Below are 14,781 nucleotides of genomic sequence, written 5' to 3'. Positions count from 1 at the left end.
TGGGCGATCATCATCGTCAACCACTGGCGGTCGAATTCCGGTCCCGACGCTGCCATCAACGCGTCCATGTCCTGAGCGGTCATCATGCCGCTGCCGGAGCTGTGGTCCATCCCGCCCATGTCACCCATGTCACCCATGTCACCCATGTCACCCCTGTCCATGTCGGGCATGGGCTGGCCCCACTCGGTGAGCCAGGTGGTCATCTGGTCCATCTCGGGCTGTTGCGCGGCGGCGATCGCCGATGCCAGCGACAGCACCTCCGGGTTGTCGGTGCGGCCGTTCGCCATGTCGGCCATCTCGACTGCTTGGGCGTGATGCGGGTACATCATCTGCGCGAACATCACGTCGGCATCGTTGAACTCTGCGGACGCGCTTGCTTGGGCCGAGGACATCGGTGCCGAGGACATCGATCCCATCGCATGGCCGTCCATCGACGAATCGGCCGCGTTGTCGCTACAGCCGACGACGAGGAACGCGCTCGCGGCGGCAGCAGCGATCGAGGCAATGACTTTGGTACGCATGAGGAAACTCCTTGCAAGAGTGGGTAGTGCAGAGAATTGGATGTCGTTCGATCCGCCGACAGACACGCGTCTGCCGGGCTCCCTGTCACACTCGCAAGGTCACCGATCTGTCCAACTCCCATAACGTCCACGGCGGCGCACGCTCAAGCGTGGAGTCGGCCCGTCCAATGATCCGGTTCACCGATGTCGGTGCCAGGTCGAGGGCTGCGCTCATCGCCGGGACCGTCAGCGCGGGCCACGACACCGTCGTGCCGACGCAGGGATGCATCATCTGGTGCCCCGACGGGCAGTCATGTTCCCCGGTCATCACCGGAACCGTGGCGTCCGTGTGGGACGGTGCTGCGAACGAGGCATGGCCGCCGCTCATCGATGTGGACATCGAGCCGGTCACAGGCATCGACATCGGTGTCACCGAATGCATCAACAGCACACCGAACACCGTCAGTGCAATCAGTAAAGCTGCCGTCGGAGCTGTGCCCCGTCGACCGTGCCGATTCACTGAGTGCATGCGGCCGATGATACCAACATATACCCCTGGGGGTACGCCTGTCTCGTCGCGTTCGGTCGTCGAAGCATTTCGTCATGTCTTCGAGGTGTCGAGTCCGAGATCTGTTGCGCGGTTGTAGTCGTCGTCGATGAGCACCACGCTGCGATGTTCCCGGTCGAGTAGTGAGGCCGCGATCGAGGCGCGATAGCCGGAGGCGCAGTGCACCCACACTTTGCCGTCGGGGACTTCTGCGAGTCGGTGCGGCAGTTCGTGAAGGGGGATATTCACCGCACCGGGGATGTGGCCGTCCGCGTACTCGGACTGTTGACGTGTGTCGAGCACAGTGATGTCGGAGTCGGTTGCGGCAAGTCCGGCGAAGTCGGACACCTCGTAGGACCGCACGTGGCCGTCGCCGGCGAGTGAGTGAATCTCACCGACAGCCGAACCGGAGGGGCGGTCGATGCCGATGCGCGCCAACTCTCGAGTGGCATCGTCGATTTGGTCGGAGGTGTCACCGATCAATGTCAGCGGCGCACCCCACTGGTAGAGCCATCCGAGATAGGTCACGAACGTCGTCGACAGCTCGAAACCGAGGGAGCCGTCGAGATGTCCAGCAGCGAAGGCGGTTCGTGCGCGGAGGTCGACGACCCACTGGCCATCGTCGATGCGCCTGCGTAGTTCGTCGGGATCGACAGGCTCCGGGGTGGACAGATCGATCGGGGCCGGACCTTCGGTGTTGATGACGCCCATGTGGGCGTAGTACGCGGGGTAGGCCGACAATCCTGCGATCAACTCGTCGACGTAGGTTTGTTCGTCCTGGGTCAGCGCGGGATTGGACTGTTGCTGTTCACCGATGGTCGACGAGTCGCCGCTGGTGGGGGTCGCGGAGCAGAAGCTACCGAATCCGTGGGTGGGGTAGACCTCGACGTCGGCGGGGAGTTCGGCGGCGATTCGACGGACCGAGTGGAACTGGGCATGGGTGAGCTCGTCGGTGTGTTCGGAGCCGAGTAGGTCGGTGCGGCCGGTGGATCCGTAGAGCATCGAGCCGCCGGTGAAGATCGCGATCGGTTCGTCTCCGAGTTGCAGTACGTAGCTGACGTGATGATGTGTATGGCCCGGGGTGTGCATGACCTGAAACGTCGCCGATCCCGCGTCGACGACATCGCCGTCCCCCACTGCCCGTCGCTCGAATTCGACCGGGTCACCCTCGGGCACAACGTATTCGGCTCCGGTAGCGCGTGCGAGTTCGAGGCCGCCGGTGACGTAGTCGTTGTGGATGTGGGTTTCGAGTACGTGGGTGATCGCGGCGTTCTTCTCCGCGGCCAGTGCCAGGACGCGGTCGATGTCACGTTGGGGATCGATCACGACGGCGATGCCGTCGTGGCTGATCAGGTAGCTGCGGTCGCCGAGGCTCGACGTTTCGATGATGGCGATGTCTGGATCGGTAGCGCTCACGGGGTACTCCTACGGTGTCGTCGGGTCGGCCTCGTTTCTGACGTGAAACGTCCTCGTTCAGGCCAGTGCGAGGAAGAGTTTTTCCAGTTCTGCTTCGGTCATGGGTTCTTTGTTGTCGGCGGTGTCGCCGGTCATGCATTCGCGGAGGCCGGTGGCGACGATCTTGAATCCGGCTTTGTCGAGGGCGCGGGAGACGGCGGCGAGTTGGGTGACGACGTCTTTGCAGTCACGTCCGTTCTCGATCATGCCGATCACTCCGGCGAGTTGGCCGTGTGCGCGGCGCAGCCGGTTGAGTACCAATGCGATGCTGTCTTCGTCGCCGACCATTGCGGTCTCCTGAGGGTGTGAGGGTGGTAGTGGTTCAAGATTACCCCTGGGGGCATCGGGTCGGTGTGTGCGTTCGGTCATGAAAGAACGAGGGTGTCGACAAGTACGTAGCCCGCGACGGCGAACACCAGGTAGGCGAACCACGTGCGCAGCTTGTCGGTATCAATGCGTGTGCTCAGTCGCCCGGCGACCAGCGAGCCTGCAATCGCAGCACCGGCGAACGCGGCTGTCAGTGCCCAGTTCCCGCCGAGCCCGTCGGCCTGAGCGATCAGTCCGGCGGCGGAGTTTGCGACGATGACCACCAGCGACGTTCCGACAGCGACACCCATCTCGATTCCCAGCAACAGCACCAGAGCGGGGATGATCAGAAATCCTCCGCCGACGCCGAACAGTCCGGTGAGGACACCGACCCCGAACCCTGTCGGTATGGACCGTGGTGCGCATCGCCGCCAGTCGATCCCGGAATCCCCTGTCTTGCATGCAGTTCCGACATCGTCGGCGCTGCGCAGCATCCGCGCCCCGGCAATGATCATGACGATTGCGAAGCCGATCATCACGGCCGCCTCGGGCAGATGTCTGCCCAGGGCGCTGCCGACCACGGTGCCGACAATGCCGGTGGCCGCGAAGATCGCCGCCAGCCGCCACTCGACGAGCCGCGCCCGCACCTTGGGGATGGCCCCGGTCGCAGAGGCGACACCGATCACCAGCAACGATGTCGGTATCGCCTCCGACAGGTCCATTCCGAGGGCGTAGACGAGAACCGGGACCGCGAGAATCGACCCGCCGCCTCCGAGGAGACCGAGCAGGATGCCGACGGCGACGCCGAGGACCAGTGCCAGCGTCAGGGTCATCAGCTGTGGGCTGTGTCCTGGCCACCGAGTGCGTCGATGGCGGCCTGGAGCTTGGTGGTGGCCTCGGCCGCGACATCGGAGAGGGCGGGTTCTCCGGTCGCTTGGACCATGATGTCGGGGTTCATCGCTTCGACGATCACCGATCCGGATGTGGCGGTGTCGGCGCGGACGACGACATTGCACGGCAGCAGCAAGCCGATCTGGCGCATGACTCCGACGGCGCGGTGCGCGAGGGTGGGATTGCAGGCACCGAGGATCAGATACTGCTCCATGTCTTCGCCGAGTTTGGCCTTCAACGTGGCCTGCATGTCGATTTCGGTGAGAACACCGAAGCCTTGGTCGGACAGGGCTGATTTGACGGAGTCGACTGCGGTGTCGAAGTCGGTGTCGGTCAGAGTGGTCGAGAGTGCGATGTTCATGAGGGAAATTCCTTTCGGTGGTCGAACTGTGGTGGTGTGGGCCTACCCGATTCGGGGCCGGCGAATACTCGGCACGCCCGCTTTGGTGAGCAGTGCGCTGGCCGGGCACCAGCCAACCGCTGCGTAGAGGGCGAGGTTGGCGGCAGCGAACGCGCTGAGTAGTCGCCATTGCGGTGCGTGTAATTCGCCGAGTGCCAGACCGGTGGCGGTGACACCGGCAGCAAGGGCGGGGACGATACGTTCGATCGGCCATCCTGTGAATGCCGCCGAGTGGGTTGTGTTCGGATCGGTCATGATTGCTCCGTTGGGTGTGGTGAGGGTGTCAGTGAGAGAAGCTGATCGAGGGCAGCACCTTGCGCAGCCAGGCTGGTGACCACCATGCGGCGTGACCGGTCAGACGCAGCAGGACCGGCAGCAGGATGAGCCTGATCAGGAAGGCGTCGAGCAGTACCGCGACACCGAGAATGATGCCCATTTCTTTCGGTGGGAGCGGATCGGAGAGTGCGAAGGTGAAGAACACGGCGACCATGACCGCGGCGGCGGCGAAGATGACGCGGCCGGAGTGGGCGAGGCCGTCGACCTGGGCGGCTTTCGGGTCGCCGGTCTTCTCGTAGTGCTCTTTGGCGGTGGCGAGCAGGAACACGGTGTAGTCCATGGCGATGGCGAAGATCATCGCGAAGAAGAACACCGGTCCCCAGCCGTCGAGGAACCCCTGTGGGGTGAAGCCGAGCAGTGATGCACCGTGTCCGTCTTGGAAGATCAGCTTCGCTACTCCGAATGCGGCTGCGGTCGAGAGCAGACTGACGGCGGTGCCGAGGATCGCGATCAGCGGTGCCTGCAGTGCAACGAGCAGCAGGATGAAACCGAGCGCGAGGATGATCCCGATCACCAGCGGCAGGTAGTCGTTGAGGGCTTGCTGCAGATCGAGGTTCTCCGCCGGTGCCCCGCCGACCAATGCCGACTCCGGGAGCTGCGCGCGCAGGTCACCGAGGATGGTGCCCATACTCTCGTCGGAGGGGTCCACGGCGGGAAGCGCTTGTAGCAGTGAGTAGTTCGAGCCGTCCGCGGCAGGCTGGGGCGGAGTCACCATCGAGATCCCGTCGACGCTGCTGGCTGCGGTGGCGGTCGCGGCGGCGTCGGAAGAGGGGACGACGATCTGCAGTGCGCCGGGTGCGCCGTCGCCGAACTGGGCTTGGACGAGCTCGTAGCCTTGGCGAACCGGTGCATCTTCTGGGACGACGGTGATCGAGGGCATTGCGACTTTCAGTCCGAGGACCGGCAGTGCCAGGACGATGAGGATGCCCACGGACACCAGAGCGAACGGCCAGGGATGCTTGTGCAGCAGTTCACCCCAGGCTGCGAATTTCGGGGAGCGGTGCTGCTGACGCTTGGCGTAGGGCAAGGATGCGGCGTTGACCTTGGAGCCGAGTGCACCCAGGGTTGCGGGGAGCAGGGTCATGGTGGCGATCAGCACGAACGTGACAGCGAGCATGATGCCGACGGCCATGGTCCGCACGGCCGGTGCGGGAACGAGAAGCACTGCCGAGAGGCTCACCAGGACGGTCAGACCGGACAGGACCACGGCTTTGCCTGCGGTGTCCATGGTTTCGGCGACCGCGGCACGCGGATCGGCGTTGCGCAGTGCGTCGCGGAACCTGGCGACGATGAACAGGGCGTAGTCGATTCCGAGGGCGAGCGCGAACATCATCGCGAAGTTCATCGCCCACACCGAGATCGGCGTGACGCCGTTGAGCAGCACGAGACCACCGGCGGATGCGACGAGTCCGGCGACGGTGAGTAGCAGCGGCAATCCCGCGGCGACGAGAGAGCCGAACGCGAGCACCATGATCGCCAAAGTGACCGGCCAGGAGAACAATTCGGCCTGGATCATGGCATCGTGGTTGGCTTTGTTGAAGTCCGACCACAGTGCTGACGACCCGGTCGGGTAGACCTCGATACCGTTGCCGGACAGTGCGGTCAGCTCGCCTTTGACCTCGTCGACGGCTTTGACCATGTCGTCGGTACTCGCGTCTGCGCCGGCGATGAGGATGCCGGTGTGACGGTCGGGGCTGATGGTCATGCCCGGCTGGGGGGCGACGATCTCGCCGAAGCGGGTGTCGCTGTCGAACACAGCCGCGACGTCGGTGAGTGTCTGCTGCATCGCCGGGTCGTCGATCGAGGCGGTGTCGGAGTGAACGACGACCTGCACTGCTGCAGAGGAGTTGCCGCCGAAATGCTGCTGGGCGAGTTCGCGTACCTGGACGGATTCGGATCCGTTGGCCTGCCAGCCGGCCCCGGCCAACGACGAAAACACCGTTGGTGCAGCTGATCCAAGGGCGATTAGGGTGATCAGCCAGATACCGAACACCCAGCGGCGACGCGTGACCATCGCGCTCCCCAGGCGGCCGAGTGCGCCAGGTGCAGGTGGCCGGTCACGGTCGTGTCGGTCGGTAGCCGCCGCGGTAGCGGGAACGGACATAGCATTCTCCTAAATACGGGTGGGGGTATATGACAAGGCCACGAAGGCCCAAAAGCTTCCTCGAAGACTTAAAGGTGAGGTGTCAGCGATGAAACAGGGAGTGAAAAAAGCCGGTGCGCCTAGCTGGATCGGGTGCCTCGCTCGACGAGCAGGTGCACTGCTGCGGCCGTGGGACATTCTTCATGACGCTGTCGATGTGGCGCCCGCAGCCGGCCCAGGTGGTCTTACCGCATGTCGGGCATGCGACGGGGTAGCACATGGCAATCCTTCCTGGCGGGGTGTACCTACTGTTGCATATACCTAGGGGGGTATGCAAGTACCCCTAGGGGTATAAATCATCGATGCGAGGGTGATGAATGGGAAGGTTCACCGCCGCGGGCGAAAGGGGAACGTTCGCATTTCGTGTAGGAAGACCGCGACTGCTCGAGACGGACTACAGGTCTACCTTTAACAGTGGCTGTATGACACCCACTTCTGAACAAGTGCAGCTGACTTCTGAAACTGACACGAGTGATGTCAGTTTCAGAAGTGGACGTCATAAATTCCTGGGGTTTTACCTCCGATTGCAGTCGTCTTCTGACATTCTGAGTGCAGAAGTGGACTGCACAATCGGTCGGTCACGCAGGCCGGGCGTTCGGAGGCTGCGATGGACGCGGACAAGTTCGATGTCGCCGAGACTGGTGTGCTGACCGCGTCGGCGGAGCAGTGGGAGCAGGCACGGTCACGGTTCGCAGTGCTCAGCGAACTAGTGGATCGATCCTCGATCGGTACCGCAGTGGTGGAGGATGCAGCGCAGCAGTTGGGGGTCTCGCCCCGGCGTGTGTACGTGCTGTTGTCCAAGCTCCGGAATGGGGGAGGGGCGGTCACAGATCTGTTGGTCTCCGCTCCTGTAGGCGGGCGCGGCCGCTCTCGGATGCCGACCGAGGTGGAAGAAGTGATCGCCGAGCACATCAACCGCGAGTTTCTGGCTCGCCAGAAGCTCAGTGTCGCAGCACTGCATCGACGTATCGCGCTGGCCTGTCACCGTGCGGGATTCCCTATCCCAGCCCGCAACACAGTCACCGCGCGGATCGCAGCGATGCACCCGGGCCGCGTCGCACGGTCACGTGGCGGACCGGACGCCGCCCGATCGCGGCAGTCCGCGGGCGATGTCCCGCCGCCGGTGACGGCGGTTCTCCAGCAAGTCCAGATTGATCACACCGTGGTCGATCTGATGATCGTCGATGAATACGACCGGGTGCCGATTGGACGTCCATATCTCACGATTGCTATCGATGTCTTCAGCCGCTGCGTGCCGGGCTTCGTGGTCACACTCGATCCTCCGTCCGCAGTGTCGGTCGGGTTGTGTCTGGGCCGGGTGTGCTCGGACAAGAGCGTATGGATCGACGCTTTGGGCCTCGGCGCGGATGTGCGGTGGCCGATGGCCGGAAAGCCGCGCGCCTTGTATGTCGACAACGCCTCCGAGTTCAAAAGTGAAGCGCTACGGCGCGGTTGCGAACAACACGGAATCGACCTCGGCTACCGCCCACCCGGCAGGCCGCATTACGGCGGGATCGTCGAACGCATCATTGGCACCGTCATGACCCAGGTCCACGAACTCCCCGGCACCACGTTCTCGAACCCAACGCAGCGGGGCAGATACGACTCAGAGGGCACGGCAGCCCTGACGCTACGAGAATTGGAACGCTGGCTGATCCTCGCGGTCGCGGCGTACCACGCGGACGTGCACACCGGCCTGAGCCGGAGCCCCGCTGCGCAGTGGATCAGCAGCACCGACGCCGATACTGCTCGATCGACGTCGACAGTGGTGGGCGAGACCGCATTCCTGGTGGACTTCCTTCCCGTCATCCGGCGTCGCCTGACCCGGACAGGGTTCGTCATCGACCACATCCAGTACTTCTCGAACGCTCTGAAACCGTGGATCGCTAGGCGAGAGAAGTTGGGTCAGTTCGTGATCCGGCGTGATCCACGAGATCTGAGCAGGGTGTGGGTCCTGGACCCCGACAGCGGCGGCGGGTATGTCGAGGTGCCGTACCGGACGATGTCACATCCGGCGGTGACATCGTGGGAACACCGGGCAGCGGTGGTGCGTCTTCGAGAGCACGGCCGAGCAACTATCGACGAACACGCTCTGTTCGCGATGATCGAGAAGATGCGTCAGGTAGCCACGTCGGCAGAGCGGGACACCAAACGAGCCCGACGTAATCGCACTCGCCGTGCTCACCTGAGCAGCGTCACCACATCACCGAACGCGATGGGCCCGCCCGAGAGTCGCCCCGGTACCGACCAAGTACCGGTTCCGATCTTCGACGACATCGAAGAATGGTGAATCGATGAACGACGACCCCCGAATCACTCCTGCAGGCGACGGTAGCGGCGAAGACATCGACCCCGGTAGTGCGGATCTGATCCACCTGCGAAGTTCGGTCAGATCGATAGCGGGTCTTCCTGCTGCACAACGCATCAGGCACATTCGTACGGAACGGTGGATCGGGTATCCGCGTGCACGGTCGGTGATCGTGCACCTCGAGACGTTGCTGGTGTGGCCGGATCGGCAACGAATGCCGAACCTGCTACTGATCGGGCCGACGAACAACGGCAAGTCGATGATCATCGAGAAGTTCCGGCGTGCGCACCCCGCTGTCAGCTTGCCCGACCGTGAGCACATACCGGTGTTGTGTATGCAGATGCCCCCGGACCCAGCACCCGGACGGTTCTACCTCGCGATGCTCGCTGCCCTCGGAACGCCGATGCGCCCGCGAAGCCGCGTTCACGAACTAGAACAGCAAGCGGTGACGCTGTTGCGAGCAACCGGGGTTCGGATGCTGATCATCGACGAGCTCCATAATGTTCTCGCCGGTCGCGACAACGTGCGCCGAGAATTTCTGAACCTGTTGCGGTTTCTGGGCAACGAGCTGCGGATCCCTCTCGTCGGAGTCGGTACCCGAGAGGCGTACCTCGCGATCCGCAGTGATGCACAGTTGGAAAACCGTTTTCACCCCATGACGCTGCCGATCTGGACCAACGACACCGACACCCGCTCCCTGCTGGCGAGCTTCACCGCCAGCTTCCCGTTGCGTGCGCCCTCGTACCTGACATCGGCGGAGATGACCGATTACCTCCTCACCCGGTGTGAGGGCACCATCGGCGAACTGGCCACGCTGTTGACCGCGGCCGCAGTGACCGCAATAGAAGCCGGAGAGGAAGCGATCACCTCACAGGTGTTGACCCAAACCGCCTACTTCGGGCCCACCGAACGCCGCCGCCACTTCGAACGGCACCTGGCATGACACCAGCCGATGCCCCTGCAGCGCACACAGCGCTCGACCACAGTGCGCATCCGCCGTGGCCGCTGCGCCCGCAACCACTACCTGGCGAGACTCTGATGTCGTGGCTGGCCCGGACCAGCGCACTGTATTCGTTGATCAATACAGCGGACCTTCTCGACGGGCTCGGTGTCGACACCTCGAGCGTGGACCTGGACCGGCACACACCCGAGCCGGTGCTATCGGCGCTTGCCCAGAGGAGCACCTGTACGGCGGAACGGCTGCGGGAAATGACGTTGGCGGGCTGCACGCCCTGGCTGCTCGACAGCACCGACCCCACCGAGTGCGACTTCGACACCTACGTCCACCAGTTCTCTGTCCTACTACCGGCGGGTCTGGCGATGGCCGATCGACGTCGACGCGCACCGCCCGCCGGCACATGGCTTCCCTGGGTAAGCACGCTGACTACACGGGCATGCCCTCTGTGCATCGACACCCTCGACACACACGCCGACATCGCGGTCATGATGGCTCAGCAATACCCGATGCTGACCAGCTGCACCAAGCATCTCTGCCGGCTCGAATTCTGCAGCGTCGTACCCGGCAGACTTGTCTTCTGGGACAGGACACCAGCAGGCTCGGACGAGCACGCACCACCGATACCGGTCGCGGCGGCCGTCGCAGAAATCGACAGACGCAGCGTCACCGCGTTGACGTGCGGGTCGGTCGAGCTCGGCGCGGGCCGTGTTCATGCAGCAGTGTGGTTCAGGCTGCTGCGCACCGTCGTCGACGAAGTATCAACACCTCTGGTCCGCACCGGATGGTGGGCAAAGCCACTCAGCGCGATCTGGAAATCCACCGGCCGTTCTCGCCCGCTCCGAACATCGTGGGTTCCGTTCGAGGACCTGCGCTGGGAAGAACAAGCAGCAGTACTGACCGCCGCCGCGACCGCGATCATCGCGGTCGAGAACGATGAGATTTTCGCGGGTGGTGCTGATGCGGCTCTACTGCGCCCACGCTCGTACGAGCCGGTTGATCCGGGGACCGCTCCGACGCGGTCTCGCAGTCCGGTACCCGCCCGCAGCGCCTGGGACGGTGTGATTGCGGCGATCGATGCCGCTGCCGCTGGAGTTGCCGGGCGAACAGACGTCGGTCATGACGCGGCGACGATGAGCCGGCCGAGGACACCGGATTCGAGCAGGATGATCGCACCCAGGACGATGAACACCACGGGTACGAGCCAGTGCTCGACCCGTTCGAGAGTGTCGACGACCTTTCTGCGAGTGCCCAACAGTCTGCCTGCGTAGCACCAGATTCCCACGCAGATCAGGAACACGGCGATGGTGACCGCGGTCTGTGGCGCACCGAGCGTGCGGAAGACCGGGGTGTAGACGGCGATGTTGTCGGCTCCGTTGGCGATAGTGATGGCGGCGACACCGACCATCCCTGTTGCCACCACCGGGGCCTCGTCCTCGTCGCCGCTGCGCAGGCCGCGGATCAGGCCCCAGACACCCAACGACAGGGGCAGCAACCCCAGTAACCCGACCCAGTCCTCCGGGACGATCACCAATCCCAGGGCAGCGACGACACTGATCGCGACGAGGGTGATCAGGCCGGCGTACTGGCCGGCAACGATCTGCCATGCCCGCGGCCGCCCCTGGCTGGCGGAGGCGACGAACAGCACGGTCAGCACGACGATGTCGTCGATGTTGGTGCCGGCGAACATCGCGACCGCCGCGGCGATGGTGGTGATCACTCCCGCACCGAGCGGCCACGGCGGGGCGGCTGAACGTCGTGTCCGGAGGGCTGGACCGCGGTAGAGGTGGATCGGCTGCGAGGCCGCGAGGCGGTCATCCGGATTTTTCCTGCGCGTGCGCGGTACGAGTAAGGGCCGCTTCCTCCCAGAGTATGGAGCCGATGACCAGTACGACACCACAGGTGAGGTAGGTGTCGGCGAGATTGAAGGTGGGCCACCAGCCGGTGTGGAAGTAGTCCGTGACGCGACCGTCGACGGTGCGGTCGATCACGTTGGCGCCGGCGCCGGCGACGATCGCCGACAGTCCCACAGTCCCCAACGGTGAGCCGGTGGGGACAGTGCGCCACGCGTACACACCGATGCCGACGGTGATGATGGCGGTGACCGCGATGATGACCCACGGCGGCAGTTGGTTCCCGACGCTGAAGGCGACACCACTGTTGTAGGCCAACTTCAGTTGCAGCACGCCTAGCTCGACGATGCGGCCGTCGGAGAGTGCGCGGCGGGCGACGGGGTCGCCCGCGAGTGCGACGCCGATGAGTACGACGGCGACGATCGTCAGGGTCCGCCGGGACCGTGGCGCCGAGATGCCCGGGGCTGCGTCGGCGCTCATATGCGGGCCTCGGCTGCCGTCGGGGCCGATGCGGGTGCCGGTCCGGTGGTCAGGGGGTGGGCGCGGCCTGCCCGGACTCCGTTGGCGATGACCACGATCTCGGCGAGTTCGTGCACCAGAACCACTGCTGCCAGGCCCAGAATCCCGAACAGGGCGAGCGGCATCAGAACGGTGATGATCGCCAGAGACAGCCCGACGTTCTGCAGCATGATGCGCCGAGATCGGCGTGCGTGGGCCAAGGCGTGTGGCAGATGCCGGAGGTCCTCGCCCATCAGGGCGACGTCGGCGGTTTCGATGGCCACGTCGGTTCCCATGGCTCCCATGGCGATACCGAGGTCGGCGGTGGCCAGTGCGGGGGCGTCGTTGACACCGTCGCCGACCATCGCGGTCGACCGTCGGACCTTCAGGTCGCTGATAATGGCTGCCTTGTCCTCCGGTCGCAGGTCCGCATGGACCTCCTCGATGCCGACATCGGCGGCCAACGCTCGGGCGGTGCGTTCGTTGTCCCCGGTCAGCATCGCGACGTGGTATCCGTCACGGCGGAGACCGGCGACGACTTCCGCGGCTTCGGGTCGCAGTTCGTCGCGGACCGCGATCGCGCCGAGTGTTCGGCCGTCCTGCTCGATGAGCACGGCGGTGGCTCCGGCGTGCTGCATCCGTTCCACGTCCGCGGCCAGCGGGCCGGGCTCGATCCACCCTGGTCGGCCGAGGCGGACGTCGTCGCCGCAGAGGCGGCCGGTGAGGCCGGCTCCGGTGACTGCGACGACGTCGTCGGCGGGTGTGTGGTCGTCGACGGCGGCGAGGATCGCCGCGGCCAGGGGGTGCTCGCTGCGCACCTCGAGCGCTGCGGCCACGGCGAGGACCTGTTCGCGGGTCGCGCCGTTCACGGTGGCGACGTCGATGACGACCGGCTTGTTGCGGGTCAGGGTGCCGGTCTTGTCCAGTGCGATTCCGCGGATGCGGCCGAGGGCTTCCAGTGCTGAGCCTCCCTTGACCAGGACGCCGAGTTTGCTGGCGGCGCCGATCGCCGCGACGACGGTGACCGGGACGGCGATGGCCAGTGCGCACGGTGAGGCGGCGACGAGGACGACCAGTGCGCGTTCGATCCATATCCGTGGTTCGCCGAGGAGGCTGCCTACAGCGGCGATGAGGGCGGCGGCGACCATGATCGCGGGCACCAAGGGTTTGGCGATCGTATCGGCCAGTCGCTGCGCCTCGCCCTTGCGGGACTGCTCGGCCTCGACGATCCGGACGATCTTGGCCAGCGAGTTGTCCTCGGCGCGCGCGGACACCTCGACCTCGAAAACCCCGGTTCCGTTGATGGACCCGGCGTACACCTCATCGCCGGGCCCTGCCTCGACGGGCACCGATTCGCCGGTGATCGCCGAGGTATCGAGCGCGGTGTTGCCACTGCGGATCGTGCCGTCGGTGGCGATGCGCTCGCCGGGCTTGACGATCATGATCTCGCCGACCGTCAACTCGGTCGGCGACACCACCTGTTCTCGACCATCTCGTCGGACGGTGGCGGTGTCGGGAACCAACGACAGCAGCGCCCGCAGACCTCGCCGGGTGCGGGCGACCGCGTACTCCTCGAGGCCTTCGCTGATGGCGAACAGGAACGCGAGCATCGCAGCCTCGCCGACCTCACCGAGGATCACGGCGCCGACCGCCGCGATGGTCATGAGGGTGCCGACGCCGATCTTGCCGCGGGCGAGCCGCTTCAGGGTCGACGGTACGAAGGTGTAGCCGGCGACGATCAACGCGACCGATTCGAGTACCAGAGTGAGACCATCGGGACCGCCGGTCCAGCCAATGGTCAGTCCGGCCGCCAGCAGAGCGCCAGCGACAGCCGCGGCTCGGATCTCGGTGATCTGCCACAACCTGTCGGGTTCCTGCTCGTCGTCGCCGCCCGGGCGGGGCTCGTCGTGGTCGCAGCCGCACGCGTCGCTCATCCGGTCACCGCCGCTCCGGCGGAGTCCGTGCCGTAGTTGGGGCACAGTGTCACCGCGTTCCCGGTGGCGGTGAGGAGGGTTTCTGCCGAGGCGAGCAGATCCAACAGTTCCGGTCGGGCGAGTGAATAGAAGACCTGCCGCCCTTCGGGGCGACCGATCACCAACCCGCAGTCGCGCAGGCACGCCATGTGCGCCGACACCGTCGACTGGGCCAGCCCCAGCTCGCTCACCAGGTCTGCTACACGCGATTCCCCATCGGCGAGTCGGCGCACGATAGCCAACCTAGTGGCATCGGAAAGGCTGTGGAACAACGCCACTGCGGCATCGACCGTAGACCCGGTGCGGCCGACCGGACACGCCCCTCTATTGATCGTCATGCACCGATGATAGCACCGTATGGCAGTATGATCGCTCGTGGACGATTCGAGCGGCAGGGGCGGGACGAAGTGACACGCCCTGCGGCGAACGATCCGATGCCCACAACTACTATGGGTCGTAGTATTTCGACTTCAGGCTCACGCCTACGCTTCACGCATCGTCCGGAGGAATGGGTGGGGCCGGTCCGTCAAGGTCTCGATTGTTCTGATCGCCGCTCTCGCGGTAGCTCTCGCGTCGTTCGTTTTCTGGATCTCGAACAACTCCGGGCATCGGCGGC

At 64.9% G+C, this 14,781-nt stretch carries 14 protein-coding genes and 1 pseudogene; 3 read left to right on the top strand and 12 right to left on the bottom strand.

The features are described from left to right. From ACIGGF_RS17735 to ACIGGF_RS17700, 8 genes are all read right to left on the bottom strand, one after another. A partial coding sequence (locus ACIGGF_RS17735) for a DUF305 domain-containing protein (RefSeq protein ID WP_397522472.1) occupies positions 1 to 521 on the bottom strand: 521 nt, incomplete at its 3' end. 85 nt (positions 522 to 606) lie between these two features. Further along, a complete protein-coding gene (locus tag ACIGGF_RS17730; RefSeq protein ID WP_027494146.1) occupies positions 607 to 1,029 on the bottom strand; it encodes a DUF6153 family protein in 423 nt (140 codons plus the stop codon). Between the two features lie 72 nt (positions 1,030 to 1,101). Continuing rightward, positions 1,102 to 2,463, bottom strand: coding sequence for a rhodanese-like domain-containing protein (locus tag ACIGGF_RS17725; RefSeq protein ID WP_063216981.1), 1,362 nt, complete (start codon positions 2,461 to 2,463; stop codon positions 1,102 to 1,104). A gap of 57 nt (positions 2,464 to 2,520) precedes the next feature. Next, positions 2,521 to 2,790 carry a metal-sensitive transcriptional regulator gene (locus tag ACIGGF_RS17720; protein ID WP_032389200.1) on the bottom strand — a complete coding sequence of 90 codons (270 nt, stop codon included), beginning with the start codon at positions 2,788 to 2,790 and terminating at the stop codon, positions 2,521 to 2,523. Positions 2,791 to 2,867: 77 nt separating this feature from the next. Beyond that, a complete protein-coding gene (locus tag ACIGGF_RS17715) occupies positions 2,868 to 3,641 on the bottom strand; it encodes a sulfite exporter TauE/SafE family protein (protein WP_397522471.1) in 774 nt (257 codons plus the stop codon). Then, complete coding sequence (locus tag ACIGGF_RS17710; RefSeq protein ID WP_008720026.1) at positions 3,641 to 4,060, bottom strand: DUF302 domain-containing protein; 420 nt, start codon at positions 4,058 to 4,060, stop codon at positions 3,641 to 3,643. Before ACIGGF_RS17710 ends, ACIGGF_RS17715 begins: the two co-directional genes overlap by 1 nt. A gap of 42 nt (positions 4,061 to 4,102) precedes the next feature. Next, positions 4,103 to 4,354, bottom strand: a complete 252-nt coding sequence (locus ACIGGF_RS17705) for a YgaP-like transmembrane domain (protein ID WP_032401340.1) — start codon at positions 4,352 to 4,354, stop codon at positions 4,103 to 4,105. Positions 4,355 to 4,382: 28 nt separating this feature from the next. Further along, entirely contained in the window at positions 4,383 to 6,539 is a 2,157-nt protein-coding gene (locus ACIGGF_RS17700) for an MMPL family transporter (protein ID WP_397522470.1), read from the bottom strand. A 646-nt stretch (positions 6,540 to 7,185) separates the two neighbouring features. Between ACIGGF_RS17700 and ACIGGF_RS17695 the strand changes: the two genes are divergently transcribed. The 3 genes and pseudogenes from ACIGGF_RS17695 to ACIGGF_RS17685 form a co-directional block, all read left to right on the top strand. Next, positions 7,186 to 8,868: a Mu transposase C-terminal domain-containing protein gene (locus ACIGGF_RS17695; RefSeq protein ID WP_068373905.1), complete on the top strand. Its 1,683-nt coding sequence runs from the start codon at positions 7,186 to 7,188 to the stop codon at positions 8,866 to 8,868. Positions 8,869 to 8,872: 4 nt separating this feature from the next. Continuing rightward, positions 8,873 to 9,829, top strand: coding sequence for a TniB family NTP-binding protein (locus ACIGGF_RS17690; RefSeq protein WP_231893738.1), 957 nt, complete (start codon positions 8,873 to 8,875; stop codon positions 9,827 to 9,829). Beyond that, a pseudogene (locus ACIGGF_RS17685) lies at positions 9,826 to 10,326 on the top strand (TniQ family protein); the annotation flags it as partial. The gene ACIGGF_RS17690 and the pseudogene ACIGGF_RS17685, both read left to right, overlap by 4 nt. Before the next feature lie 632 nt (positions 10,327 to 10,958). On the opposite strand, the gene ACIGGF_RS17680 reads toward ACIGGF_RS17685, so the two are convergent. The 4 genes from ACIGGF_RS17680 to ACIGGF_RS17665 all read right to left on the bottom strand — a co-directional run bounded on the left by ACIGGF_RS17680 (position 10,959) and on the right by ACIGGF_RS17665 (position 14,503). Further along, complete coding sequence (locus ACIGGF_RS17680; RefSeq protein WP_068049656.1) at positions 10,959 to 11,561, bottom strand: cadmium resistance transporter; 603 nt, start codon at positions 11,559 to 11,561, stop codon at positions 10,959 to 10,961. Positions 11,562 to 11,655: 94 nt separating this feature from the next. Beyond that, on the bottom strand, positions 11,656 to 12,174 hold the full coding sequence (gene lspA, locus ACIGGF_RS17675) for a signal peptidase II (protein WP_397522469.1): 519 nt from the start codon (positions 12,172 to 12,174) through the stop codon (positions 11,656 to 11,658). Continuing rightward, a complete protein-coding gene (locus ACIGGF_RS17670; RefSeq protein ID WP_397522468.1) occupies positions 12,171 to 14,126 on the bottom strand; it encodes a heavy metal translocating P-type ATPase in 1,956 nt (651 codons plus the stop codon). Before ACIGGF_RS17670 ends, lspA begins: the two co-directional genes overlap by 4 nt. Next, positions 14,123 to 14,503, bottom strand: coding sequence for a helix-turn-helix transcriptional regulator (locus ACIGGF_RS17665; protein WP_068049649.1), 381 nt, complete (start codon positions 14,501 to 14,503; stop codon positions 14,123 to 14,125). Before ACIGGF_RS17665 ends, ACIGGF_RS17670 begins: the two co-directional genes overlap by 4 nt. Positions 14,504 to 14,781 lie beyond the last annotated feature (278 nt).

Origin of the sequence: Rhodococcus sp. NPDC078407, assembly GCF_044542515.1 — a bacterium.
Taxonomy (GTDB): domain Bacteria; phylum Actinomycetota; class Actinomycetes; order Mycobacteriales; family Mycobacteriaceae; genus Rhodococcoides.
This window is presented reverse-complemented; position numbering and strand designations above follow the sequence as displayed.